Genomic DNA, 26701 nt, shown 5'->3' with positions numbered 1-26701 from the left:
GAACGCGGACGGCTCTTTCGCCGCCGAGGCCGCCGATACTCCTAGCGGGACCATCGACTCGGGCTGACCGAAAAGCTGTTCTTCAGAAGGGCTGGAGTCGCCGGACGGCGCTGTCGCAGCCCGCGCTGTCGAGTGCCCGGATTCCGACGGCCACGCCCCCTGCCAGCTCACATCGCCGGCCCGGCCCCGACGCGGCCGGCGGGCACCGCCGAAACGTCCCGGGCCTGCCCGGGGAGGAGATCTCCGGCTGATGCGCTAGGGGTCGACGTGCCGATCTCTAGGGGTGTACGTCACTGCACAGCGCTTCGTATGGTCGGGCCCCGTCGGCTCGTCGTTGCCACTCTCAGCGCACCGGATCGGGTGGCCCGCGAGCGGTGCCGCCCGTCGACGCGCCTCGCGCCAACCCCCGCCGTCCGGCGTACGGCATCCCGGCTGACCGATCGTCGCGGCCCTGAGCCTTTCGGTCGTCCCCTTTCGATCGGAGGTCGAGCTGTTGTCTGTCGGGTTCGATGGCGCCCAGGCCGCGGACGGCGCGGTTGCTCTGGAACTCGTGGGGGACCTGCGGAGGCCGGCGGTGTGGCCCGCGCGGGCGGCCTCGGTGCACCGGGTGCTTCCCGCCTGGCCGTCGCGCGTGACACCGGCCGGGCACGTCGTGGTGGCGGGGCTCGTGGCGGTCCTGGCCCGCTGGACCGGCCAGGACGAGGTGGTGCTCGGGCTTGCCCCGGCCGGCGGGTCGGTGGCGCGGGTGGACGTCTCGGGCGACCCGGGATTCGGGGAGTTGGCGGCGCGGGTGGGACTGGCGTGGACGGCGCCGGTGGCGGGCCCGGACCGGCCGGACCCGGTGGCGGTGGAGTTCACCGACGGTCCGGTGGCGGAGACGGGACCGGCCGTGGTGGACGTCGACATGGTGGTGCGCGTGGCGGCGGACGGGTCCGTGCTGCGGGTGGACTACGCGGTGGAGGGATTCTCCGCGCAGTTCGTGCGGGGACTCGTGGATCAGGTAGTGGTGCTCGTCTCCGCCGGGACGGCGGCGCCGCAGGTCGCCCTGTCGCGACTGCCGTTGCTGGACGCCGCGGAACGGGAGCGGTTGCTGACGTGGGGGCGCGGCCCGGTGCGGGAGATCCCGGGTGAGCCGATCCACGAGCTCGTGCTGAGCTGGGCGCGGCGGTCGCCGGAGGCGGTGGCGGGTGTCGCGGGCGACGAGGTGCTGACGTACGGGGAGCTGGATCGCCGGTCCGGGCTGCTGGCGGCGTACCTGCGGTCGGTGGGTGTCCGTGCCGGTGACGTGGTGTCCGTGGCGTTGGAGCGCGGGTTGTGGTCGCTGGTGGCGACGATGGGCGTGCTGCGGGCGGGTGCCGCGTACACGCCGATGGACGTGTCGTGGCCCGCGGAGCGGATGCGGGTGCTGCTGGCCGACCACGGCGCGCGGGTGGTGTTGACGGTCGGTGCGGTAGCGCCCCGGATTCCCGCCGAGGACGGGGTCACGGTGGTGGCGCTGGACGACGGCTGGCCCGCGGTACCGGCCGGTGCGGTGGCGGATCTGCCTGCGGTGCCGGTGGACGCGCCGGCGTTCGTCATCTACACGTCGGGTTCGACAGGCACGCCGAAGGGCGTGGTGCTGTCACACGAGAGGCTGGCGAACTTCCTGGCGTGGATGACCGGCGAGTGCGCCATCGGCCCCGGCAGCCGGATGCTGCACTCGGCGGCACCGGTCTTCGACGCCGCGTTCGGGGAGATCTTCGCCGCGCTCACCGGCGGGGGCCGCGTCGTCGTGTGCCCGCGCGACGATCTGCTCGACGCGCGCCGGCTCACCGACCTCGTCAACACCCAGGGCGTCACGCACACGTTCGGACCGGCCACCAACATCGCCCCGCTCGACCCGGCCGCCTGTCCCGGCCTCCGCTGCGTCATCTTCGGCGGCGAGGCCGTTCCGCCGCGGCTGGCCCAGCGGTGGCTGACGGCGGGCACGCGGGTGGTCAACGCGTACGGGCCGGCCGAGATCGCCGTGGCGTGCACCTGGTTCGACGCGTCGGCCGGGTGGGGTGGCGCGTACGTGCCGATCGGCTGGCCGATGCCGAACCGGCAGGTCCGCGTCGTCGACGCGAACCTCGACCTCTTGCCGGCCGGGGTTCCCGGGGAGATCCTGATCGCCGGCTTCGGCGTCGCCGACGGTTACCTCAACCGCCCCGAACTGACCGCCCAGCGGTTCGTCACCGACCCGTACGGCGGCGGGCTCGCCTACCGCAGCGGCGACCTGGGGAGGTGGAACAGCGCCGGAGCGCTGGAGATCCTCGGCCGGATGGACCACCAGGTGAAGGTCAACGGCATCCGCATCGAGCTGGGCGAGATCGAGAGCATCCTCGCCCAGCACCCGGAGGTGGAGACCGCAGTCGTCGTCCGCCGCGAGGACCGGGGCGTGGCCCGGCTCATCGCGTACGTCACCGGGCGCGACGGCGGCACCCCGGCCACCGGCGACCTGCGCGATCACGCCGCGGCCCACTTGCCGAGCTACATGGTCCCCGCCGCCTTCGTCGTCCTCGACCGCTTCCCCCTCGGCGGCACCGGCAAGATCGACCGGAGTGCCCTTCCCGCACCCGGCGCCCAGCGCCCCGACCTCGGCGTGCCGTACGTCGAGCCGGCCACCGAGGGCGAGCGCCTCGTCGCGGAGGTGTTCGCGAGCGTGCTCGGCATCGAGCGGGTCGGCGCCCGCGACAGCTTCTTCCACCTCGGCGGCACGTCGTTGCAGTCCGCCGCCGTCGCCGCAGGCATCGACGAGGCCGCCGACGTGGTGGTGCCCGTCTCGCAGATCCACCGCACCCCCACCCCGCACGAGCTGGCCCGGTGGCTCGCCACCGCCCCCCGCCGTACGGACACCGGCTCGACCGCCGGACAGGCCCGGCAGCGCCCGGGACCGGTCCCGCTCGCGCAGCAGGTGGCGAAGTGCCTGATGTCGCCGCTGGAGGTCGTCGTCCCGGTCACCTGGTGGATCGAGGGTGAGCTGGATCTACGGGCCCTCATGGCCGCCCTCGGCGACCTCCACCACCGCCACCAGGCCCTGCACGCCCGCTACCGGCGCACCGACCCACCAACAGCAATCATCCCACCCAACCCCGGCATGCCCCAGCTACGACTCCTCGCCGACGCCGCCACCGAACACGACGCCCTCGACCAACTCGCCGAAGCAGTACAACAACCCCTCGACTACACCCAAGGCCGCAACTGGCGCGCCGCCCTGATCCGAAACAAAACCACCAACCGAATCCTCTTCGGCATCGGCATCCACCACATCGCCTTCGACGGCTGGTCATACGGACTACTCGTCCGAGACCTCACCCACGCCTACACCGCACGACACACCGGCCACACCCCCACCTGGACACACCCCGCACCCACACTGCACCAGTCCCACGACGAATACACCCGCCTCCGCAACGCCGCCGACCTGCAAACCCAACGAACCTACTGGCGCGAACAACTACGCGACCTACCCCGCCAAGGCGAAGGCCCGGCCACCGCGCCCCTGGAGCAGGCCCTCGCCTGGGGACCGAAGGCGGGCCACACCGTCACCGTCACCCCCGAGGTGCTCGACCGCTGGGACCGGGCCGCCCGCGACCACCGTTTCAGCCGCTCCAGCTACTTCGTGGCGGCCTTCGCCTCGGCGCTGCGCGCCATCCATCAGCAGGACGACATCGCCCTGCTGATGGTGGTCGCCAAGCGCGGTAGCCGCGTCCTCGACTCCGCGTTCACCACCCGGCTCAACCTCAACTGCGTGCGGGTGCGCTTCGACGGGCCGCACGACGACAAGCTGGTCCTGCGGGTCGACGAGACGATCCGCGATCTCATGCGGGCCCAGGACGTTCCCTTCGCGGAGACCGCCGACGATCCCGCCGCCGGGCTCTCCGGCGAGGTGGTCGCGAGCCTGCCGACGTTCGTGTTCCAGGACAACGTGGTGGTGCCGCTGGAGCTGCCCGGCTGCCGGGCCGAGGAGGTCGTCGACCCGTACGCCCGGGAGGTGCCCAACGGGCTCACGGTCGAGGTGCTGCCCCGCGTCGACCATGCTCTCCTGCGCGTCACCATCCGCACCGACTACCTGCCGTACAGCTTCGCCGAGGAGCTGAACCACCACATGCTGCGCTTCCTCGAAGACGGGCCGGCGGGTACGCCCACCGCCGGCTGACCGTCCGCCCCTGCGTACCGGACCGCTCGTCGCCGCGTGGCACGCGGCCCGTTGTCCCGAGAGTTCGTGGTTGTCCCTTCCGGCGCACCCCTCTGGGTGGCGCCGGCCCTGATCGGAGGCTGGCTCAATGTCTGTCGGAATCGTCGGTGCGCAGACCACGGATGTCGCTGGGCCCGGCTTCGAGATCCTCGACCTGATGGGGGACCTGCGCCGGCCGGCCGCGTGGCCGGCCCGGGCGGCCTCCGCGTACCGGCGGGTCGACCTGCCCGTCCCGGCGGGGGCGCGCTCCCCCGGCGCGGTGCTGCTGGCCGGTCTGCTGGGGGTGCTGGCCCGGTACACCGGCCAGGCCGAGGTGGCGGTCGGTCTGTCGTCGGGCGGCGTGCTGCGGGTCGACGTCGCGGACGAACCGGGCTTCGGCGAGCTGACGTCGCGGGTGGCCACGGCGCTGGCCGGACCGGTCGCGCACAGCGCGGGCGCGGCGGGGCCGGTGGTGGTCGGGCTGGTGGACGCCCCGGTGGCCGAGGTGGGGCCGGACGTGGTGGACGTGGACATCTTGGTGACCGTCGCGGGGGACGGGTCGGCGCTCCGGGTGGACTACGCCGCCGACGGCTTCTCGGCGGACTGGGTGCGGGGCCTGGTGGACCAGACCGTGTCGTTGCTGTCGGCCGGGGCCCGGGAACCCGGGGTGCCGCTGGGCGCGCTGCCGCTGCTGGGCGCGACCGAGCGCGAGCGGCTGCTCGCGTGGGGCCGCGGCCCGGCCCGCCCGGTGCCGGGTGCGCCGCTGCACGAGCTGGTGCTCGAATGGGCGCGACGCACGCCGGACGCGGTGGCCGGCGTCGCCGCCGGGGAGGTGCTGACGTACGCGGAGCTGGCCCGCCGCTCGGGGGAGTTGGCCGCGCGGCTACGGTCGATGGGCGTACGGCCCGGGGACGTGGTGTCGCTGGCGCTGGACCGCAGCATGTGGACGCTCGTCGCCACCCTGGCGGTGCTGCGGGCGGGGGCGGCGTACACGCCGATGGACGTGTCCTGGCCGGCGGAGCGGATGCGGATGCTGCTGGCCGACCACGGCGCCCGGGTCGTCCTCACCGTCGGCGAGGTCGCCCCGCGTGTCCCCAGACCTGACGGCGTACGGGTCGTCGCCCTCGATGCCGACTGGCCCACCGTGACGGCGGCCGAGGCGGCCGACCTGCCGGTGGTGGCACCCTCCCGGCCGGCGTTCGTGATCTACACGTCCGGCTCGACCGGGACACCGAAGGGCGTCGTGCTGACCCACGAGCACCTGACGAACTTCGTCACCTGGATGCGGGAGGAGTGCGCGGTCGGGCCGGACAGCCGGATGCTCCATTCCTGTTCCCCGGTCTTCGACGTGGCCCTCGGCGAGATCTACACCGCGCTGACCTCCGGTGCCCGCGTCGTCGTCAGCTCCCGCGACGATCTGCTCGACGCCCGCCGGTTGACGGAGCTGATCGCCAAGGAGCAGGCCACCCACGCGTTCTGCCCACCCACGAACCTCGCCGCCGTCGATCCCGCCGACTGCCCCAGCCTGACGTGCGTGACCCTCGCCGGGGAACCCATTCCGCCCCGCATGGCGCACCGCTGGACGGCCGCCGGTGCCCGCCTGATCAACGCGTACGGGCCCGCGGAGGCATCCGTCGCCTGTACCTGGTACGACGCGTCGAAGGGCTGGCCCGGCGCGTACGTGCCCATCGGCCGACCCATGCCCAACCGGCAGATCCGCGTCGTCGACGCCAATCTCGACCTCGTCCCCATGGGCGTCCCCGGCGAGATCCTCATCGCCGGCGCCGGCGTCGCCGACGGTTACCTCAACCGCCCCGAACTGACCGCCCAGCGGTTCGTCACCGACCCGTACGGCGGCGGGACCGCCTACCGCACCGGCGACCTCGGCCGGTGGAACGCCGCCGGAGCGCTGGAGATCCTCGGCCGGATGGACCACCAGGTCAAGGTCAACGGCATCCGGATCGAACTCGGTGAGATCGAGGCGACTCTCGAACAACACCCGGACGTCGGCACCGCCGTCGTCACCCGTCGCGAGGACCAGGGCACCGCCCGGCTCGTCGGCTACGTCACCGGACGCGACGGCCGCGTCCCCGTTACCGCCGACCTGCGGGCACACGCCGCCGCGGTGCTCCCGCCCTACATGGTCCCCGCCGTGATCATGGTCCTGGACCGGTTCCCCACCGGCGGCACCGGCAAGATCGACCGGCGGGCGCTACCAGAGCCGGGCTCGCGCCGTCCCGACCTCGACGTGCCGTACACCGAACCGGCCACCGACTCCGAACGCCTCGTCGCGGGGATCTTCGCGACGGTGCTCGGGCTGGACCGGGTCGGGACACTCGACGGGTTCTTCCACCTCGGCGGGACCTCCCTGCAGTCCGCCGCCGTCGCTGTCGCCCTCGACGAGGCCGCCGACGTCGCCGTGCCCGTCTCGCAGATCCACCGCACCCCCACCCCGCAAGGGCTGGCCCGCTGGCTCGCCACCGCCCCCCGCCGCCCCGGGGCCGAGCCGGCGCCGTCCGTCACCGGCCGTCCCGGCCCGTCGAAGCCCGTCCCGCTGACCCCGTCCGTCGCGAAGTGCGTCGTGCTCCCCTTCGAACTGGTCTGCCCGACCACCTGGTGGATCGAGGGTGAGCTGGATCTACGGGCCCTCATGGCCGCCCTCGGCGACCTCCACCACCGCCACCAGGCCCTGCACGCCCGCTACCGGCGCACCGACCCACCAACAGCAATCATCCCACCCAACCCCGGCATGCCCCAGCTACGACTCCTCGCCGACGCCGCCACCGAACACGACGCCCTCGACCAACTCGCCGAAGCAGTACAACAACCCCTCGACTACACCCAAGGCCGCAACTGGCGCGCCGCCCTGATCCGAAACAAAACCACCAACCGAATCCTCTTCGGCATCGGCATCCACCACATCGCCTTCGACGGCTGGTCATACGGACTACTCGTCCGAGACCTCACCCACGCCTACACCGCACGACACACCGGCCACACCCCCACCTGGACACACCCCGCACCCACACTGCACCAGTCCCACGACGAATACACCCGCCTCCGCAACGCCGCCGACCTGCAAACCCAACGAACCTACTGGCGCGAACAACTACGCGACCTACCCCGCCAAGGCGAAGGCCGGCCGCAGGAGATCCTGGAACAGACCCCGACCTGGGGCCCCAAGACCGGGCACATCGTCGCCGTCCCGCCCGAGCTGGTACGGCGCTGGGACCGGGCCGCCGCCGAACACCGCTTCAGCCGTTCCACCTACTTCGCCGCCGCCTACGCCTCGGCGCTGCGCGCCATCCATCAGCAGGACGACATCGCCCTGCTGATGATCGTCGCCCAACGCGGCAGCCGCGTCCTCGACTCCGCCTTCACGAGCAGGATCAGCAGCAACTGTCTCCGGGTCCGGTTCGGCGGCCCGGAGAAGGACCTGATGCGCGCCCTCCAGCAGACCGCGGACGAGCTGATGGCCGCCCAGGACGTCTCCTTCCTGGAGATGGTCACCGACGACCCGGTCCTCGACCTGCCCCGCGAGGTGATCAACAGCCTGCCCTCGTTCGCCTACCAGGACAACCTCGTCCTCCCGCTGGACCTGCCCGGCTGCCGGACCGAGGAGGTCGTCGAACCGTACGCCCGGGAGTGGTCCGGTGCCTGCGTCGCCGAGGTGCTGCCCGGCGACGAGAGTGTCCTCCTGCGGGTCACCATCCGTACCGACCTGGTCCCGGCCCCCGCCGCCGAGATCCTGGCCACCGGCATGCTGCGCTTCCTGGAAGCCGGCCCCGAGGCGGTCAGCGACACACGCTGACCACAGCCTGGCGGCAGCGCGCCGGGCAGTGCGCCAGCAACTCCGCCGGGGCGTGCACGACCAGGTCGGGGCCGGCGGCGAGCAGCGCGGCGATGTCCCCGCCGTGCCACGTCGTGGCGACGGCCGTCGCCCCGGCGTCCCGGCCGCTGAGCAGGTCGATCACCGCGTCGCCCACCATCATGGCCTCGTGCGGCGGCACGTCGAGGTTGCCCAGTGCCTGGAGCACGATGTCCGGGGCAGGCTTGGGACGGGCCACCTCGTCGGAACCGATCACCTGGCCGAAGAGGCCCAGCACGCCGAGTTGGTCGAGCAGGGAGCGGGCCCTCGGGCCGGCCTTGCCGGTGGCGATCCCCATCCGGATGCCACGCGAGTGCAGGGTCTCCAGGGTCTCCCGGACGCCGGGGAAGAGCGGCACGAGGTGGGCCATCCGGTAGCTCTCGCGGACGAACGGCCCCTCCATCTCCAGGGGCAGCCCCATCAGGCGCATGATGTCCGGGAAGTACCGGCCCATGTGCCGGTTGTACTCCTCGAACGGTGCCGGCCCGTCGCCCACCACCTCGGCGTACGCGATGCTGAACGCCTCACGCATGACGGCCGAACTGTCGACGATGACGCCGTCGAGGTCGAACACGACCGCGCGGATCGGGCCGCGCGCCGGCGACGGCGGGGTCACCTCGACTGTGGACGATGGACGGCTCATGGCTGCTCCCGGAAGGGGTTGGGGCCGACGGTGGTTCTCACCCGGCGCGATGGCCCACCAGTGCGTGCTGGCGCTCCGGCCGGGTGGGCCGGGCGCACTGGTAGATCCGTTCGATGATGTCGATGGTCCGGCGGGCCTCGGCGACGGCCGCGCCCCGGGCGGCCGGGTCGGCGAGCAGCCCGGGCAGGGCGTCGAGCTGGTGGTCGTACTCCGCGCCGATCGGCTCCCCGGGCAGCGGCAGCCGCGCGGTCCGGCCGTCGCGGGTACGCGTCAGCACCGGCGTGGGCTCCCGGTTGGGACTGAAGCCGAACGTGCAGCGCAGCGTCGCCGACCCCGCGGCGCCGTGCACGGTGACGGTGGTGCGGTCCAGCGACTCGTGCGAGGCCCAGCAGGCGTGCAGGGCGACGGAGGCGCCGGTGTCGGTGAGCAGGAACCCCCGGGCGGTGTCCTCGACGTCGCCGGGAACATGGCCTGCGGTGTCGGCCCCGCCGCGCCAGGCGGCGTGGGCGGCGCTGTCGTTGACGAAGTCGTCCGAGACGCTGCCGATCGCGTGAGTGACCCGGGCCGGGCCGAGCAGCGGCAGCACCGTGTCGAGCAGGTGCCAGCCGAGGTCCACCAGCGCGCCCCCGCCGGACTGGTCGCGGCGGGTGAACCAGCCGCCCGCGTCGGGCACCCCTCGGGCGCGAACCCAGGCCACATCGACGTGCCGGATCGGGCCCAGCTCACCGGTCACGTCGGCCAGCGCCCGGACGTCGGCCCGGTAACGGGCGGCGCTGCCGGCCAGCAGCACCGCGCCGCCGTCGCGCTCCGCGTCGGCCAGGATGCCCGCCTCGGCGGAGGTCAGGCAGACCGGCTTCTCCAGGAACACCGGTACGCCCCGGCGCAGCAGCCGGACGGCGACGACCGCGTGCAGGTGGTTCGGTACGGCGACCACCGCCAGGTCGACCGTTCCGGCGGGCAGGTCCTCGACGTCGGCGTACGCGGACGCGACGGCGTGCGTGTCGCGGGCCCGATCGCGCACCACGGGCTGCGGGTCGACCACGGCGACCACCTCGAAGCCGGGGTGTGCGGCGAGCCGGGGCAGCCAGATCTCCCGCCCGGCCCAGCCGAGGCCGACCACCGCGACCCGCACCGGCCGGCCGGCCGCGGCCGGGGGCCGGGCCGTCATCCGGCGAGGATGTCGGCGAGCACGGCGGCGATCTCGTGCATCTGCTGCTCCGTGCCGAGCAGCGTGCGGTGGTGCAGCCAGAGGCAGTCGGAGTGGATCTGCTCGGTGTTGGGGCAGCGGGCCGCGATCTCCTCTACCGACTCGTCGGGCGCGCCGGCCTTCCAGAAGCCCTCGCACCGGTAGATCGCCCGGAACGCCACGAACGCCGGGACGCCCCGGGCGATGAGCGCGTCCACCACGGCACGGCGACGCTCGATGCCGATCCCGGGGATACGGAACATCGCCATGTAGTGCGGGTTGCGGTCGGTGCGGGGGTCGGTCGCCTGCGGCACGACGCCCGGGATCTCGGCGAGCAGGCTCGACAGCAGCGGCCAGCGCTGCTCGCGCAGCGCGATCTGCTCGTCGAGGCGGGTCAGCTGGGCGCGTAGCACAGCGGCGGTGAACTCGCTCATCCGGTAGTTCGAGCCGGTGGTGCTGTGCAGGTATTCGCGGTCGGTGCGGGGCCGGCCGCAGCTGTGCACGAGGAATGCCCGCTCGCGCAGTTCCTCGTCGGGGAAGACGACCGCTCCGCCCTCGCCGGCGGTCATGAGCTTGCCGTTCTGGAAGCTGAAGGCGGCCACCGAGCCGAGCGCGCCGGCCCGCCGGCCGCGCCACTGCGCGCCCTGGGCGTGTGCCGCGTCCTGCAGCAGAGCCACCCCGGCGTCGGCGGCGAGCTTGTCGAGCGCGTCCATGTCGGCGAACTGCCCGGCCATGTGCACCGGCATGATCACCTTGGTACGGGGGGTGATCGCGGCCTCGACGGCGGCGGGGTCGACGCAGTAGGTGTCCAGGTCGACGTCGACCGGCACGGCGACCGCGCCGAGACGCTGCGCGGCCAGCGAGGACGAGATGAACGTGAACGCCGGGACGATCACCTCCGTACCGGGGCCGACGCCGAGCACCTCCAGCGCGACTTCCAGCGCGTGGGTGCCGTTGGTGACGGCAAGCGCGTGAGGGCTGCCGTGGTAGTCACCGAACTCCCGCTCGAAGGAGTCGACCTCACTGCCGCCCATCCGCCACCACTGACCCTGTTCGAGGGCGCGGATCAGTCCGGTTCGCTCCTCGTCGCCGTACTGCGGCCACTCGGGGAACTCGGACACCGTCGAGGGCTGACCACTCATGACTTCCCACTTCCCAACTCGGGCAGACCAGGGGCTTGGGCGGACCATCGGGCGGGACGACCCGAGACCGCCGGTGCGCGGGCCGGGCGCAGCGGAGCACCGGATGGCCGCGCGGTACGTGACGCCTCCGTCTGGAGCCGACGGCGTCGCTTCAGCAGGGAGGACGGTAACCGACGCGGATACGCGGTCACCGCCCCTAACAGCCCCTAGCCACCCCTTAGTCCGCCGTGCGTCGGGCGCCGCCGGTTCGCCGGGAGCCGTCGGCGTAGTAAGACTGCGGTGACCAGTCATCAGGCTCTGCGGGACCAGGGCCGTGCCCCACGAGGTGAAGCGTGTCGGACGTGCTGCTGCTGAACGGCCCGAACCTGGGCATTCTCGGCCGGCGGGAACCGGAGATCTACGGCACCGACACCCTGGACGACATCGAACGCGCCGTCGGCGAGGAGGTCGCCGCCCGGGGCTGGGGTGTGGTCGCCGAGCAGCACGACTGCGAGGGTGCGCTGATCCGTACGATCCAGAACAGCTACGACACGGTGGGCGCGATCGTCAACCCGGGCGCCCTGATGATCGCGGGCTGGAGCCTGCGCGACGCGCTGGCCAACTACCCCCGGCCCTTCGTCGAGGTGCATCTGTCCAACGTGTGGGCGCGGGAGAGCTTCCGGCACGACTCGGTGATCGCCCCGCTGGCCAGCGGGGTGATCGTCGGGCTCGGAGCGCTGGGCTACCGGCTGGCCGCGCGCGCCCTCACCGCAACCGTCCGATGACGACCGGGCACCCCGCCGTCCGCTGCCGTGGGCGCCGGCGTGCCGGCGGTACGGTCGTCCGCACGTCCCGACTCTTCCCGAAGGACCTCACGTGGAGATTCCCGTCCTCGTCCTGACCCTCGTCCTCGCGGCCGTGTTCGCGGGCACCGCCGTGCCGAAGCTCACCGGGCAGGCACAGATGCGCGAGCGGATGGACCACCTAGGCGTCTCGCCGGGGCTGACCCGCGTGCTGGGGGTGCTGGAACTCGCCGCGGTCGCCGGGCTGCTGCTCGGCCTGCTCTGGCCGCCCCTGGGCATCGCGGCGGCGATCGGTCTCGCCCTGCAGATGACGGGCGCGGTCGTCTACCACGCCCGGGCGAAGGACCCGGCCGCGACGATCCTGACGCCGGTGATCTTTGCCGTCGCCGCCCTGGCGCTCGTCTACCTGCACGTGCGGCTGGGCTGAGGCCGGCCGTGTCCGGTCCGCAGCGCCACGGCGGCGTCCTCGGCATCGACGTCGGCGGCACCAAGGTCGCGTTGCACGCGGAGGCACCCGGGCGGCCGGCGTACGACCGGACCTTCCGCTGGCCCCGGGGGGCCGCCGACCCGGCCGACGACCTGACGGTGCTGGCCGTCGAGGTGGACCGGCTGCTCGACCGGTGGGGGCCGGTGGACGCGGTCGGGGTGGCCATGCCGGCGACCACTGACACCGGGGGCATCGTCACCACCTGGCCTGGGCGCCCCGGCTGGGCGGGCCTCGACCTCACCGGCGCGCTGCGCCGCCTCTTTCCCGACGCGGCGACCGCCGTCGCCGACGACGGTGATCTCGCCGCCCTGGCCGAGGCACGCTGCGCCGGCGCGGACGACGTGGTCTACCTGGGCGTCGGCACCGGGATCGGCGGCGGCGTCGTGCTGGCCGGCCGGCCGGTGCCGGGCCGGTCCTCCGCCGAGATCGGCCACATGGTCGTCGCCCTCGACGGTGAGCGCTGCGACTGCGACCGGCACGGCTGCCTCCAGTCCGTCGCGTCCGGCCCCGCCACCCTGCGCCGCGCCGCCGCCCGCCGGGGCGGCGAGGTGGGCTTCGACGACCTACGGGCCGGACTCGACGGGCGCGAGCCCTGGGCGGTGGCTGCGGTCGAGGAGAGCTGCCGGGCGCTGGCGGCGGCGGTGGTGAGCCTCGGCGAGATCCTCGATCCGGCGCTGGCGATCGTGGGCGGCGGGTTCGCCGCCGGCCTGCCCGGCTTCGTGCCGCTCGTCGCGCAACGGGCACGTCGCGCCGGCCGGCCCGGGCGCCCGGCGCCACCGGTGCGTCCCGCCGCCCTCGGCGGGCTGTCGTCCCTGCACGGCGCGGTGGAGCTGGCTCGTGACCTGACCGGCACGTCGGCTCCCGCGCGCCCCGTCCCCATCGCCTAGAGGAGAGCAGCATGGTCAGGATCGGTGTCATCGTCGGCAGCACGCGACCCGGCCGCAAGGCCGACGCCGTGGCCCGCTGGGTGCGCGACGTCGCCGCCAAGCGGGGCGACGCCACTGTCGAACTGGTCGACATCGCCGACTACGCCCTGCCACACTTCGACGAGGTGCTGCCGCCGTCGATGGCGCCGTCGCGACGCCCGGCCGTACGCCGCTGGGCGGCGACCGTGGCCGGGTTCGACGGCTTCGTCTTCGTCACGCCGGAGTACAACCACTCCATCCCGGGCGCGCTGAAGGATTCCCTCGACTTCCTCTACCAGGAGTGGCAGCACGCCGCCGCCGGCCTCGTCAGCTACGGCGTGCACGGCGGCACCCGGGCGGCGGAGCACCTGCGGCTGGTTCTCGGGCAGCTCGGCGTCGCCGACGTCCGCTCCCAGGTCGCGCTCTCTCTGACGACCGACTTCGTCAACTTCCGCGACTTCCGGCCGGCCGCGCACCACGAGCAGGCCCTCGGCACCATGCTCGACGAGGTGGTCGCCTGGGCCGGCACACTGCGGACGCTGCGCCGGGCCTGACGCCGCTGCGGCTGCGCGTCGGCGACCGGGGTCGGGCACCGGCATCGACCCGCCCGGCACGGCACGGCGGGAAACGAGTTCGCGCCGGCCCCGGCGGAGGACGAAGGGACACCCTGGAGGGACGCCCGCCGTCGTAGGCCGGGCCGGCCCGCGCAGTGCGGCGACCGCCACCGCGAGACCACCGGCGGCGGTGGCCTCCACCCATGATCGGCTGTCCTCTGTCGTCGCTGCGGCATGACACGATGGCCGTGCCCTGCGCCGCCGGTGGCCGGGCACGACACTGATGGAGTCGGGATGTCAGAACTGGCCGGCACGCCGGTGCCAGGATTGGCGAAGCTGTGGACGCACGACCCGGTCACCGCCGGCCGGTATCGGCTGCTCGGCCGGCTGGGCGCGGGTGGGCAGGGGGTCGTCTACCTCGGTGAGGACGACGCTGGTGACCGCGTCGCGGTCAAGATGGTCAACGTCGATCTGACTGATCCACGGGCGCGGTCGCAGTTCGTGAAGGAGATCGCCGCCGCGCGCCGGGTCGCTCCGTTCTGCACCGCGCAGGTGCTCTTCGCCGAGGTCGACGGCGAGCGTCCCTACGTGGTCAGTGAGTTCATCGAAGGCCCGACCCTGCACCGGCACGTCCGCGAACGCGGCCCGGTGACCGGTAACGCCCTGCACCGGCTCGCGGTCGGCACTGTCACCGCGCTCGCCGCGATCCACAGTGCCGGCGTGGTGCACTGCGATCTGAAGCCGGACAACGTGGTGCTGGGCAGGGACGGCCCTAGGGTGATCGACTTCGGCATCGCTCGCGCGCTAGGGGTGACCGAGACGGCGTCCAGCCGGGTCATGGGGACCACCGCGTACATGGCACCCGAGCGGTTCCGCAACGACGCGGTCGGTCCGCCCTGCGACGTCTTCGCCTGGGCGGCCACGATCGCGTTCGCTGCCGGTGGCCGGCCACCCTTCGGCGATGATTCGCTCTTCGCCGTGATGCACCGGGTGCTGCACGATCCGCCCGACCTGCCGGCGTTGCCTCCGGTGCTGGACGAGCTGATCCGGGAGTGCCTGGCGAAGGATCCGGCGGATCGGCCGGGTGCCGAGCAGGTGCTGGTGCGGCTGCTGCGGCAGGACGCCACGGCCACCGTGCCGCTACGTCGGGAGAGCCTGCTCGAGGTCGGCAACGAGACCGCGGGCACGCCGACGCCGAACCATCCCCTTCCCCGGATCACGCCGACGGCACCGCAGCCGCGCCCGACGCAGCCACAGCCACAGCCACAGCCGACGGTGCCGACCCAGGCCCGGCCGACGCAGCCGGCACACCCACGGATGACGACCCAGCCGGCGTACCTGCCGGCGACGGAGCCCGGCGTCGGCGCCGGGTCCGGCGGCGCGTTGCGGCGACTGCGTCGTGAGGCCCTCGACGCCTGGGGCATCTCGACAGCGCTCTTCCTCGGCTCGGCCGGCGCCGCCGCCGGCTACGTCGCGTCGAGCGCGATCGGCCCGGCCGCCGCAGTCGGGGCGGTCGCCTTCGTCGTGGTCTACCTGGTCCGGCTGCTGGTCGCTACGGCGGTCGGGGGACGGTCCGACCGCCCGTGACGCCGCGGCAGGGGTCCGGGTCGCCGGCTGGCGCCGGATCGATAGGTTGACGGCCACCAGCCGCCCGCCGAGGAGGACGCCCCGATGACCCCATCCGTTACCCGCACGCGGCAGTGGTTGCCCTACACCGCCGCCGTCACCGCCGGGCTGGTGGTCATCGCCGGGGCGTTCGTGTTCGTCCAGCAGCGCGATGCGGGCAGCGAGGTGCCCCGCACCGACTGCGCCACCACCCTCCAGGTCAACTCGTCGACGGAGAAGGCGGCGCTGCTGGTCGACCTGGCCGAGCGCTACAACCGCAGCAGCCGGTCGATCGACGGCGGTGGCTGCGCCCAGGTGCACGTCAGCGCGCTCAACTCGGGCCAGGCCGCCGAGGCGCTGGCCACCGGCTGGACCCACACCGGCCTGCCGCGACCACAGGTCTGGCTGCCGACGTCGAGCCTGTGGACCGGCCAGCTCCGGCTGCTCGACCAAGCCGCCGGGCGAGCACCGCAGACGCCGGACCGCTACCCGTCGATCGCCAACAGCCCACTGGTGATCGCGATGCCGCAGCCCAAGGCCGAACTGATACGCCGGCGCGGGCCGCTGGGCTGGGGGGAGATCCTGGGCCTGTCCGGGCGGGACGGGTGGGCGGGCTTCGGCAAGCCGGAGTGGGGCCGCTTCACCTTCGGCAAGGACAACCCCAACCTGTCCACCTCCGGGCTGGCGGCGACCATCGCCACCTACTACGCGGCGGTGCAACGGTCCAGCGACCTGACCCGGTCCGACCTTGCCGACCCCGCGGTCACCCAGTTCGTCCGCCGGATCGAGGCCAATGTGTCGCACTACAGCGACGATTCGGTGGACCTGCTGCGCAGCCTCGCCGAGGCGGACCTGGCGGGCGGCGCGGGCAGTACGGACGACATGAGCGCCATCGTCCTCCAGGAGGAACTCGTGGACCTCTACAACACGGGTGCGCTGAGCCCTCGGCAGGACGGGCAGGAGCGGGGCCGCAGGCCGAACGTCCCGCTGGTCGCCGTCCACCCCAAGGAGGGCACGTTCAACCTGGACCACCCGTTCGTGGTGCTGCCCTCCGCCGACGAGCGGCAGCGGGCGGCGGCGACCGACTTCCTGGCCTTCCTGACCGAGGACGCCCAGCAGGAGAGCTTCGCCCGCCTCGGCTTCCGGGACCACGAGCGCCGAGCCTCGGCGGAGCTGCTCGCCAACGTCGGCGCCGAGCCCACCGGTGGGCTGAGCTACTTCGAGCCCCCGGACCCGCAGGTGGTCGGCGCGATGCTGGACGGCTGGCGGACGCTCCGCAAGAAGGCCAACATCCTGATAGCCCTGGACACGTCCGGGTCCATGCAGGCGATGGTCGGCACCCGCACCCGCTTCCAGGTCGCCTCAGCAGCGGCGGGCAAGGGCCTCGCGCTGCTCAACACCGAGGACCGGGTGGGTCTCTGGTCGTTCTCCTCGGAGACCCGGAAGCGGCCGAAGAGCCCCTACCGGGAGGAGATCCCTCTCGGCGAGTTCGACCAGAAGCGGATCAACAGCAAGATCGCCGGCCTGCACGTCGACGGCGGCACCGCGCTCTACGCGACGGTCCGGGCCGCACACCGAGAGCTGCTCGACCGGTACGACCCGCAGCGGATCAACGCGATCGTCGTGCTGACCGACGGCAAGAACGAGTACCGGCAGGACAACGACCTGGCCGGCCTGCTCGCCGAGGTCGCCCTCGACCCGCGGCGTCCGGTGAAGGTGTTCTGCATCGCCTTCGACCGGGAGTCGGACTTCGCCACCCTGGACCGGATCGCCAAGGCATCATCGGGCAAGGCCTTCGACGCGACCGATCCCGCCAAGATCGACGAAGCGTTCGTGAAGCTGGTCAGCAGCTTCTGACGCCGACGCGCCCCGCTCGCCACGAGCCCGCGGCGCGACCGACGGTCTCCGCAGCCCCGCCGGTGAACAGCGCCGGCCGGAGTAGGGAGCACCCCGACACCGGTCCGGTCCGCCGACGCCCTAACCTCGGCGTACAACGAGTGCCGGGCCTCCGGGACGACCAGCAGGTCGCCCTCCCCACCGGTCCACGGCTGATCCGGCGCGACCAGCCGGACCCGCCCCCGCAGTACCTGGAGCGTCGCCTCACCGGTCAGGCTCCCGGTGCGACGACCAACCGCTCCGCGGCGACCTGCGCCGCGTCGGTGCGTACGACGCCGGCGAACTCGCGGGCGCGGGCGGCCACCTCCGGCCGCAGCGCGGCGCCCAGAGCCTCGGTCAGCGACTCGACGGTCGGCACGGAGCCGGGGTGTGCGGTGCCGATGCCGAGCGCGGGCACCCGGCGCGCGAAGTAGTGCTGGTCGTACACCTGCGGTACGACGACCTGCGGCGTCCCGGCCCGCGCGGCCGTGGTCGTGGTGCCCGCGCCGCCATGGTGGACCACCACGGCCACCTCCCGGAACAGGTCCTGCTGGTTCACTTCGCCGACCACCAGGCAGTCGGGGGACCGGTCGACCGGCGAGAGCGGCGCCCAGCCCCGGGAGGCGACCAGCCGGCAACCGACCGCGCGCACGGCCCGCACGGCCGTCTCCAGCAGACCCGGGGGTGCGGCGACGCTGCCGAATCCGACGTAGACGCACGGCCCGCCGGCGTCCAGGAAGGCCGTCAGCTCGGCGGGCAGGGCCCGCTTGTCGGGCAGGAGCCAGGCGCCCGGTTGGTAGACGGCCGGATCGGCGACGTCCGGCCAGGGTGCCAAGGCCGGGTCGGCGGCCAGCCACGGCCGGTCGGTGTGGATGTGGTCGCTGACGTCGTCGACCGTGCCCAACCCCACCGCCGACCGCAGCGCGTTGAGGGGCGCGGCGAAGGTGTCGTTGACGTGCCGCAGGTTGGCGGCCCACAGGTCGCTGTTGTCTGCCGACGCGGGCGCCGGGACCTCCCCGAGCACCGGCAGCGGCAGCGGGGGGTGGTGGGGTGAGGGAAGGGCCGCCGGGCAGAGCGCCGCGAAGACGTACGGGATGCCGCGCTTCTCCGCCACGGTGCGGGCGGCGATCTGGAGGCCCGTCGACGCGACGAGGACGTCACAGTCCCGGGCTGCGGCCGACAGCACCTCGAACTGGATGCCGATGGAGGACTCGGCGAACTTGCGTACCTGCGCGGGCGAGGGTTTTGGCACGGCGGCCCGCGACCTGGGCGCCGCCGACCTGCGCCAGGGCGGGCCGACGGGCACGAAGGGAATCCTGAAGCTGGCCACCCAGCGGGCGAAGTCGGGCGGGGCGCAGAGGCGGGCCTGATGGCCGAGGGCCGTCAACCGCGACGCGAGCGCCACCAGGGGTTGGACATCGCCACGCGACCCGAGAGTCGACAGCAGTACGCGCACAATACTCGCCTTTCCGTCTTTTACGCCGGATCCGGGCGCGGTTGGGCCAGACCCGACAGCGTTGTCGGGCCTGGCCGCACCGTCGATCTGCTATCCCCGCGTCGTGGAGCGCCCCGGCACCAGGGCAGCGGGTCGCGCCCCGGCGGCGGTCTGAGCGGGTACCCGGCGCGCGGCGCCGGGCGCGGGTCGGAGGGGCCGCAGGATCAGTACGTGGCCGAGCCCCTCGACCGCGCGCAGCTCGGCCGTGCAGGCCGCGGCCTGCGCCTGGCGCAGGTAGTCCAGCGTCTGCGGGTCGGCGGCGCACATCCCCGGCGTCGAGTCGGCGGTGGCGACCAGGTGGACCTCCCCGGCCAGCAGCAGCGAGGCCGAGATGAACTGGCAGAGCTCCGGCCACAGCAGGTACCGCCAGAAGTCCACGCTGATCACCGCGTCCAGGCTGCCCGACGGCATGGGCGGGGCGACGCCGAGCAGGTGGAAGTTGGTCCGCCCGATGGGTGCGGCGTAGTCGAAGGTCAACGCCGAGGCGGGCAACCCGGAATCGGCGCGGCCGGTGCCGATCCAGAGCGTGCGGTGCCCCCGCACCTGGCCGGCGAGGCGCGCGGCGGCGGGGCCGATGGCGCAGGCCGACCGCTCGACGCACTCGTCGATGAGCGCGCGATAGTGCAGGATCCGCCGGATCGCCTCGTACCCCATGACGGCGGTGAGGAACTCCCACTCCAGGCACGGATAGAGCCGGGCCGCCTGCTGGAAGTTGGCCTTCATCTCCATCCAGTTGCGGGTGATGTTCTTGTGGTGCGGCAGGTGGACGACCCGGGCGTCGTCGTCGTAGCCGAAGTTGACGCCGTCGGGGAGGCTGCGGTCGACGCGGTAGAACAACTCGACGTCCTCCACGCCGTAGCTCAGACCGAACGCCTCGCGGTAGCCACCGACCTGCGCGAAGTGCGCGCTGGACAGCGAGATGTTGTGCGTGTAGGCGATGACCCAGCCGGCCCGGAGCCACTCGCCCCCGTCGTCGGGAAGCCCCGTGGCGAACCGCAGGTCGCCGCCGTGCGGAAAGGCGCGTGCGACCGCGTGCGACTCCCCGGCCAGCACTGCCGGCAGGTCAGCGAGGCCGATCTCGTCCCGCCGGCCGATCAGCACCGCCGCGTTGCCGGGCACGCTGTGCCAGGCCAGGTGCCGCTCCAGCAGGTCGGGCACCGCCCACGAGTCGGCGTCGAGGAAGACCAGCAGCGGCGCGCAGGCACGGCGCGCCCCCTCGTTGCGGGCGGCGGAGCGGCCCTTGCGCTCGGCGAGTTCCAGCACGCGCAGGCGGAGACCGGCGCCCTCGGCGAGCGCCTCGGCGTACCCGTCGGACGAGCCGCCGTCCCGGACCACGATCACCTCGAAGCGTTCCGGCGGCAGCGTCTGCCGGGTCAGCGCCCTGAGGGTCAGCGCGAGGCACTGCGGATCCTGGTAGGTCGGCATCACCACGCTCAGCGCCGGAGGGTTGGTGGGCAGCGACATGGCGATCCTCTCCGTCAGACGATCTTGCCGTCAGAGGGCGGCGACACCGTCAGACGATAACGCTCCGCGACGACATCACTACGCATCAATAGGGGTCTATAGGGGTGCACTGTCCCGACACGACAGTCGCCGCCCGACCGGAACCCACCCACGCGCAGGAGCAGCAGCCGCGACAGGAAGCAGCGGGTTGGATCAGCCCGATTCGGCTGGCGAACTCACGTACGCCTGGCAGGTTGCGGCTGTCGCGGCCGACTGGACGTGTTCGATGAGGTTGGTTCGGGATTCGCGTACCAGTTCGCTGGCATGCTGACGGCCCGGCGCTGGGCCGGGTTCCTCCGTGCTGCTGGTCGGGGCGTGGGGTTGCTGGGTCAGCCGGCGGGTCGCGGCAGTGCGGCGAGGCGGTTGAATGCGCAGGCCCCGCCGACCTGGCCCCGGATCATTCGCGCCACCGCCGGCCGCGACCTCGCCCAGGCACGGGTGTGACGCTCAAGGCAGGCCCGGTTGCGGGGTCGGTGACAGCGACTCCGGCAGCAGCGACCGCGAGCAGCAGCACGATCCAGAGCGGAACGGCGCCGACGTCGCGCGGTTCGGGTCAGGTGGTGCCGCGGACGACGAGCGTCGTCGGCAACACGGTCGGCTTGGGCGGGTCGTCGCCGCCGTGCAGCATGGCGACCAGCGCCTCGGCGGCGGCCGTGCCGAAGCCGGGCTTGTTCTGGGCGACGGTGCTGAGCCCGGGCGGGATCAGCGCGGCCACCTCGATGTCGTCGAAGCCGACAATCGCAATGTCGTCGGGGATCCGTAGGCCGGCCGCCTGGGCCGCCCGCATCGCGCCGACAGCCATCTCGTCACCGGCGACGAACACCGCGGTAGGGCGGTCGTCGAGGGCGAGCAGCCGGTCCATCGCGGCGTGACCGCCGTCGAGATAGAAGTCTCCCTCGACGACGTGGCCGTCGGCGAGCGGCAGGCCGGCCCCGGCCAGCGCGGCCCGGAAGCCGACGAGCCGTTCGGCTCCCGGCCAGGTTCGCAGCGGGCCGGTGATGGTGGCGATGCGCCGGTGGCCGCGTTCGACGAGGTGGCGGACGGCGAGCGCCGCGCCGCCGGCGTTGTCCGAGGTGATGTAGGTCGACGTCGGGCCGTCGACCCGCAGGTCGAGAGCGACGCACGGCACCTGGGCTTCGACGAGGGCGAGCACGGCCGGGTCCCGGGTGCCGTTGTCGATGATGACCGCGCCGTCGAGGTTGTGCTGGCGGACGGCGCGCACGTATCGCTGCCCGTCGTCGGGCCCCGCCGCGTCGTGGCCGGCGAGCATGAGCAGGTTCAGCCCGTGCGCGCTGAGCGCCGTCTTGAGCGCGACGAGGATCTCCTGCAGGAATGGGTGGCGCCATCCAGGGCGGCGATGGTCGGTGTCCCATACCAGGCCCACCATGTTGGATTTCTTCGTGGCGAGCGTGCGGGCCGACCCGTTCGGCAGGTAGCCGATCTCGGCGGCCAGGTCGAGGATGCGCTGGCGGGTGTGCTGGCTGACGACCTCGGGGGTGTTGAAGACGCGGGACACGGTGGCGACGGACACGCCGGAGCGGCGCGCCAGCTCCCTGATAGTGGCCAATGTGGTGCCTTCTCTGTAACCGGTTTCACGACCGTAGCGCCAGCGATGTCCGCCGGTCAACCCGCATCGACCGTTATCGTTTCGTAACTTGACACCCCCTAGCCGAACCCGTTCACACTTCCCAGGAAAGGCGCTCGCCGGGCGGTCACCCGCAACTCGGCCGGCATCCGATCTTCATCCAACTCCACCCACCCCCACCACCATCGCTTCGCCGACAATGTAACCGGTTTCAGGTAACCGGTTACATCGCACGAAAGGGTTCCCTGGCATGCACCCAAACCGACTGTTGCGACTGGCGGCGGCCACCCTGGCCGCCGGAGTACTGCTGACCGCGTGTGGCACCGGCACCGAGGGAGGCTCCGGCGGCGGCAACGAAAAGATCACCCTGAACGTCAACCTGTTCGGCAACTTCGGGTACCAGGACCTGTACGCCGAGTACCAGAAGTCGCACCCGAACATCACGATCCAGGAGCGCACGGCCGCCTACAACGACCATCACCGCGACCTGATCACCCACCTGGCCACCGGCTCCGGCGCGGGCGACATCGAGGGCGTCGACACGGGCTTCATCGCGCAGATGCGCGAGCGGGGCAACCTCTTCGTCGACCTGGGCAAGGACCGCCAGTCCGAGTACCTCGACTGGAAGTGGGCGGCGTCGCTGGCCAAGGACGGCAAACAGATCGGGTACGGCACCGACGTCGGCGGCCTGGCCATCTGCTATCGGCGTGACCTGTTCGAGAAGGCCGGCATGCCCTTCGACCGCGACCAGGTGTCGGCCGCCTGGGGCAGCGGCTGGGACCAGTACATCGAGTTCGGCAAGCGGTACGCGGCGAAGGCCCCGGCCGGCAGCGCCTTCTTCGATGGCGGAGGCCAACTGTTCAACGCCATCATCGGCCAGGCCCCGGTCGGGTACTACAACGAGGACAACGCCATCGTCGTGGGCACCAGCCCCGATGTCCGAAAGGCCTGGGACCTGACGGTGAAGGCGATCCAGAGCAACCTGTCGGCCAAGCTGATCGGCAGCTCGCAGGAGTGGAACAACGGCTTCGCGAAGGACCAGTTCGCCACCATCGCGTGTCCGGCCTGGATGATGACCAAGATCAAGGACCAGGCGAAGCACGCCGCCGGCAAGTGGGACGTGGCGAGCGTCCCGGGCGGCGGCGGCAACTGGGGCGGCTCGTACCTCACCGTTCCCAAGCAGGGCAAGCACATCGAGGAGGCCAAGAAGCTCGCGGCGTGGCTGACCGCCCCGGAACAGCAGGCCAAGGTGTTCACCGCGCGGGGCAACCTGCCGTCCATCCCGGCTCTGTACGACAAGCCCGACATTGCCCAGTACAAGGACGCCTTCTTCAACAACGCACCGGTGGGCCAGCTCTTCACCACCGCGGCGAAGCAGCTCAAGCCCCAGTACCAGGGCCCGCGAGCCGGAGACGTACAGACCACCATCCGCGACGCCCTCGTCCGCATCGAACAGGGCAAGCAAAGCTCCGACGAGTCCTGGAAGCAGATGGTCAGCGACGTCGAGCGCCTCGCCAAGTAACTCGACCCGCGCCGCCGGCGGTCGCCCCTGACCGCCGGCGGCACCCGGCGACAAAGGATCGACGATGGCCACCTACCTCCACCAGGCCCGGCGGGCCGGCCTGAGCCGGCTCGACACCAAGGGCTCGCCCTACCTCTACATCCTGCCGTTCTTCCTGCTGTTCGGCGCGTTCGGGCTGTTCCCGCTGCTGTACACGGCATACGTCTCGTTCAACGACTGGGACCTGCTCGACTCCGGGTCGCACCGCTGGGTCGGCCTCGCGAACTACCGCGAGATGCTGCAGGACGCGTACTTCTGGAACGCCCTGGGCAACACACTCAGCATCTGGGTGCTGTCCACCGTGCCGCAACTGCTCGCCGCGCTCTGGATCGCCCACCTGCTCAACCACCGGCTGCGGGCCCGCACCGCGCTACGGATGGGCGTGCTGCTGCCCAACGTCACCTCGATCGTGGCGGTGACGATCGTCTTCACCCAACTTTTCGGCCGCGACTTCGGCATGGTCAACTGGGCGCTCGGCCTCGTCGGCATCGGCCCGATCGACTGGCAGGCCAACACCTGGAGCTCCCACCTGGCCATCTCGTTCATCGTCGCCTGGCGGTGGACCGGCTACAACGCCCTCATCTACCTCGCCTCGATGCAGGCGATTCCGCACCACCTGTACGAGGCCGCCGACCTCGACGGCGCGTCGCAGGCTCAGCAGTTCAGGCGGATCACCGTCCCGATGCTGCGGCCGACGATCATCTTCACCACGGTGATCTCGACGATCGGCGGCCTGCAGATCATGGCCGAACCCCTGCTGTTCGCCAGCTCCCAGACGCCCACCGGCGGCTCCGACCGGCAGTTCCAGACCGTCGCCCTGTTCATGTACGAGCAGGGGTTCCGGGAGTTCCGCTTCGGCTACGCCTCGGCGGTCGCCTGGACGCTCTGTCTGGTCATCGCCATCTTCGCGATCATCAACTTCCTGCTCACCCGGCGCATCGCCAAGGACGAGGACTGAGGAGAACGCCGTGACCACCCTCGCGGACCCCGTACAGACCGGCACCACGCCCTCGCCGCCGCCACGCCGGTCCCACCGGCGCCGGAGCTTCGGGTACCCACGCAAGGCCTCGGTCTGGAGCTACGGCGCCCTGCTGGCGGTCGTGGCCGGGTCGGTCTTCCCGCTCTACTGGTCCATCGTCGTGTCCTCGCAGACCAGCGACGCCGTCACGAAGGTGCCGCCGGCCCTGGTGCCCGGCGGGCACCTCTTCGACAACATCGCGCGCGTGTTCGACACGACCGACTTCGGCCGAGCCCTGGTGAACTCCTTCATCGTCAGCGGCTCGATCACCGTCTCCGTGGTGTTCTTCTCGACCCTGGCCGGGTTCGCCTTCGCCAAACTGCGGTTCCGAGGCCGAAAGGCGCTTCTCGTCGTGGCCATCGCCACCTCGATGGTGCCGCACCAGCTCGGCATCATCCCGCTGTACATCCTGATGGCCGACCTCGGCTGGACCGGGCGCCTCACCGCCGTGATCGTGCCCGGGCTGGTAACCGCGTTCGGCGTCTTCTTCATGACCCAGTACCTCGGCCGCGCCGTGCCCGACGAACTGCTGGAGGCCGGCCGCGTCGACGGGTCCAGCACGTTCGGCCTGTACTGGCACATCGTCCTGCCGGCGGCCCGCCCCGCCGCGGCGGTGCTCGGGCTGTTCACCTTCATGCAGGCGTGGAACGACTTCTTCTGGCCGCTGGTCGTGCTGCAGGACAACGCGACCGTGCAGGTGGCGCTCTCCGCACTGGCCAGCGGCTACACCACCGACTACACCCTGACGCTGACCGGCACGTTGCTCGCCACGCTGCCGATCCTCGTCGTCTTCATGCTCCTCGGCCGGCATCTCGTCGACGGCATCATGCAGGGGGCGGTGAAGGGATGACCACCACATCCCAAGGCGCCGCCGCGGCCGCAACCCGGCCGGACCTGCCCGAGCTGCCGGACCTGCCGGCCGGCTTCATCTGGGGCGCGGCCACCGCGGCGTACCAGATCGAGGGGGCGGTCGACGAGGACGGCCGCGGGCCGTCGATCTGGGACACCTTCTGCCGCCGCCCCGGTGCCGTCGACGACGGCACCTCCGGCTCGGTCGCCTGTGACAGCTACCACCGCTGGCGGGAGGACGTGGACCTGCTGGCCGGCCTCGGCGTGGACGCCTACCGTTTCTCGGTCGCCTGGCCACGGGTCATGCCGGCCGGGCGGGGCGCGGTGAACCGGCGGGGCCTCGACTACTACGACCGGCTCGTCGACGCCCTGTGCGGGCACGGCATCCGGCCGTTCGTCACGCTGTACCACTGGGATCTGCCCCAGGCGCTCGAGGACGAGGGTGGCTGGCGGGTACGGGACACCGCCGAGTGGTTCGCCGAGTACGCCGCCGCGGTGGCGGGCGTCCTCGGCGACCGGGTCCAGGACTGGATCACGCTGAACGAGCCGTACTGCTCGTCGATGGTCGGCTACGCGGAGGGCCGGCACGCTCCCGGCACCGCCGAAGGACATGGCGCTCTGGCCGCCGCCCACCACCTGCTGCTCGGGCACGGCAGGGCGGTCGCCGCAGTCCGGTCCGCCGCCGGCCCGCGGTCGCGCGTCGGCATCACGCTCAACCTCTCCCCCGCCGTGCCGGCCAGCGATACCGAGGCCGACCGGGCGGCGGCGGACCGGCAGGACCTCATGCTCAACCGGCAGTTCACGGATCCGGTGCTGGGCGGCGCGTACCCGCCCGGGTTCGAGCGGCTCTACGCCGGGGTGAGCGATCTGTCGTTCCGCCGGGACGGTGACCTGGCGGTGATCTCCACGCCGCTGGACTTCCTCGGTGTCAACTACTACTACCGGGTCCACGTCGCCGACGCCCCGTACGAGCAGCCCGACCCGGCGCTGCGCAGCGCGTTCGACATCGGGGTCCGGCAGCTACGGCCGGACGGGTTGCCCACCACCGACCTGGGCTGGCCGGTGGAGCCGCAAGGGCTGTTCGACACCCTGACCGGGCTCGCGGACCGTTACCCGGGCCTGCCAGCCGTGTACGTGACGGAGAACGGCTGCGCCGACCTGCGGGACGGACCCGAGCCGGACCCGGAACGGATCTCGTTCGTGGCCGGGCACCTGGCGGCGGCGGCCCGTGCGGCCGCCGTCGACGACCGGCTCGATCTGCGGGGATACTTCTACTGGTCGCTCATCGACAACTTCGAGTGGGCCCGCGGGTACGGGCCCCGCTTCGGTCTGGCCCACGTCGACTACGCCACCGGATCCCGTACGCCCAAGGCCAGCTACCACTGGCTGCGTGACCGCTTGCGGGCGTGGCGGGAACGGACCTCCGCCTGAAGCGCCGCCCGCGGCTC

Annotated in this window: 18 protein-coding genes; 12 read left to right on the top strand and 6 right to left on the bottom strand. The window is 72.4% G+C overall.

Features of this window, described 5'->3' with window-relative positions:
• Positions 1 to 493: 493 nt before the first annotated feature.
• Together KBX43_RS26820 and KBX43_RS26815 are read left to right on the top strand one after the other, a co-directional pair.
• Positions 494 to 4177: an amino acid adenylation domain-containing protein gene (locus tag KBX43_RS26820; protein WP_210887753.1), complete on the top strand. Its 3684-nt coding sequence runs from the start codon at positions 494 to 496 to the stop codon at positions 4175 to 4177.
• A gap of 127 nt (positions 4178 to 4304) precedes the next feature.
• Entirely contained in the window at positions 4305 to 8006 is a 3702-nt protein-coding gene (locus tag KBX43_RS26815) for a non-ribosomal peptide synthetase (RefSeq protein ID WP_210887750.1), read from the top strand.
• Here the strand turns inward: KBX43_RS26815 and KBX43_RS26810 are convergent.
• Genes KBX43_RS26810 through KBX43_RS26800 form a run of 3 tightly spaced genes read right to left on the bottom strand, consistent with a single transcriptional unit; the run spans position 7990 to position 11034 of the window.
• Positions 7990 to 8706: an HAD-IA family hydrolase gene (locus KBX43_RS26810; RefSeq protein ID WP_247677764.1), complete on the bottom strand. Its 717-nt coding sequence runs from the start codon at positions 8704 to 8706 to the stop codon at positions 7990 to 7992. The two genes, KBX43_RS26815 and KBX43_RS26810, sit on opposite strands and share 17 nt — an antisense overlap.
• Before the next feature lie 37 nt (positions 8707 to 8743).
• Positions 8744 to 9874, bottom strand: coding sequence for a Gfo/Idh/MocA family protein (locus tag KBX43_RS26805; protein WP_113972400.1), 1131 nt, complete (start codon positions 9872 to 9874; stop codon positions 8744 to 8746).
• Entirely contained in the window at positions 9871 to 11034 is a 1164-nt protein-coding gene (locus KBX43_RS26800) for a DegT/DnrJ/EryC1/StrS family aminotransferase (RefSeq protein WP_069088797.1), read from the bottom strand. Before KBX43_RS26800 ends, KBX43_RS26805 begins: the two co-directional genes overlap by 4 nt.
• Before the next feature lie 332 nt (positions 11035 to 11366).
• Here KBX43_RS26800 and KBX43_RS26795 point away from each other — a divergent pair, with 332 nt between their 5' ends.
• From KBX43_RS26795 to KBX43_RS26770, 6 genes are all read left to right on the top strand, one after another.
• The gene (locus tag KBX43_RS26795; RefSeq protein ID WP_030500472.1) at positions 11367 to 11798 is read left to right on the top strand and encodes a type II 3-dehydroquinate dehydratase; all 432 of its coding nucleotides are present in this window, start codon (positions 11367 to 11369) and stop codon (positions 11796 to 11798) included.
• Between the two features lie 91 nt (positions 11799 to 11889).
• Complete coding sequence (locus KBX43_RS26790) at positions 11890 to 12243, top strand: DoxX family protein (protein ID WP_030500471.1); 354 nt, start codon at positions 11890 to 11892, stop codon at positions 12241 to 12243.
• Positions 12244 to 12251: 8 nt separating this feature from the next.
• On the top strand, positions 12252 to 13190 hold the full coding sequence (locus KBX43_RS26785) for an ROK family protein (RefSeq protein WP_209962537.1): 939 nt from the start codon (positions 12252 to 12254) through the stop codon (positions 13188 to 13190).
• Positions 13191 to 13201: 11 nt separating this feature from the next.
• A complete protein-coding gene (locus tag KBX43_RS26780; RefSeq protein WP_043329859.1) occupies positions 13202 to 13762 on the top strand; it encodes an NADPH-dependent FMN reductase in 561 nt (186 codons plus the stop codon).
• 294 nt (positions 13763 to 14056) lie between these two features.
• Positions 14057 to 15349, top strand: coding sequence for a serine/threonine-protein kinase (locus tag KBX43_RS26775; protein ID WP_053065508.1), 1293 nt, complete (start codon positions 14057 to 14059; stop codon positions 15347 to 15349).
• An 84-nt stretch (positions 15350 to 15433) separates the two neighbouring features.
• A complete protein-coding gene (locus KBX43_RS26770; RefSeq protein WP_047893889.1) occupies positions 15434 to 17224 on the top strand; it encodes a substrate-binding and VWA domain-containing protein in 1791 nt (596 codons plus the stop codon).
• A gap of 250 nt (positions 17225 to 17474) precedes the next feature.
• On the opposite strand, the gene KBX43_RS26765 is transcribed toward KBX43_RS26770, so the two are convergent.
• The 3 genes from KBX43_RS26765 to KBX43_RS26755 form a co-directional block, all read right to left on the bottom strand.
• Positions 17475 to 18698, bottom strand: a complete 1224-nt coding sequence (locus KBX43_RS26765) for a glycosyltransferase (protein WP_043329855.1) — start codon at positions 18696 to 18698, stop codon at positions 17475 to 17477.
• A gap of 90 nt (positions 18699 to 18788) precedes the next feature.
• Positions 18789 to 20201, bottom strand: a complete 1413-nt coding sequence (locus tag KBX43_RS26760; RefSeq protein ID WP_043329853.1) for a glycosyltransferase family 2 protein — start codon at positions 20199 to 20201, stop codon at positions 18789 to 18791.
• A gap of 592 nt (positions 20202 to 20793) precedes the next feature.
• Positions 20794 to 21807: a LacI family DNA-binding transcriptional regulator gene (locus KBX43_RS26755; protein ID WP_043329852.1), complete on the bottom strand. Its 1014-nt coding sequence runs from the start codon at positions 21805 to 21807 to the stop codon at positions 20794 to 20796.
• A gap of 268 nt (positions 21808 to 22075) precedes the next feature.
• Here KBX43_RS26755 and KBX43_RS26750 point away from each other — a divergent pair, with 268 nt between their 5' ends.
• From KBX43_RS26750 to KBX43_RS26735, 4 genes are all read left to right on the top strand, one after another.
• Entirely contained in the window at positions 22076 to 23347 is a 1272-nt protein-coding gene (locus KBX43_RS26750) for an ABC transporter substrate-binding protein (protein ID WP_166457305.1), read from the top strand.
• 64 nt (positions 23348 to 23411) lie between these two features.
• Positions 23412 to 24344 carry a carbohydrate ABC transporter permease gene (locus KBX43_RS26745; RefSeq protein WP_030500465.1) on the top strand — a complete coding sequence of 311 codons (933 nt, stop codon included), beginning with the start codon at positions 23412 to 23414 and terminating at the stop codon, positions 24342 to 24344.
• Positions 24345 to 24354: 10 nt separating this feature from the next.
• The gene (locus KBX43_RS26740) at positions 24355 to 25254 is read left to right on the top strand and encodes a carbohydrate ABC transporter permease (protein ID WP_043329848.1); all 900 of its coding nucleotides are present in this window, start codon (positions 24355 to 24357) and stop codon (positions 25252 to 25254) included.
• Positions 25251 to 26684: a GH1 family beta-glucosidase gene (locus KBX43_RS26735; protein ID WP_210887747.1), complete on the top strand. Its 1434-nt coding sequence runs from the start codon at positions 25251 to 25253 to the stop codon at positions 26682 to 26684. Before KBX43_RS26740 ends, KBX43_RS26735 begins: the two co-directional genes overlap by 4 nt.
• The last annotated feature ends 17 nt before the right edge of the window (positions 26685 to 26701 follow it).

This window comes from Micromonospora sp. C41 (assembly GCF_018070485.1).
GTDB lineage: Bacteria > Actinomycetota > Actinomycetes > Mycobacteriales > Micromonosporaceae > Micromonospora > Micromonospora chalcea.
This window is presented reverse-complemented; position numbering and strand designations above follow the sequence as displayed.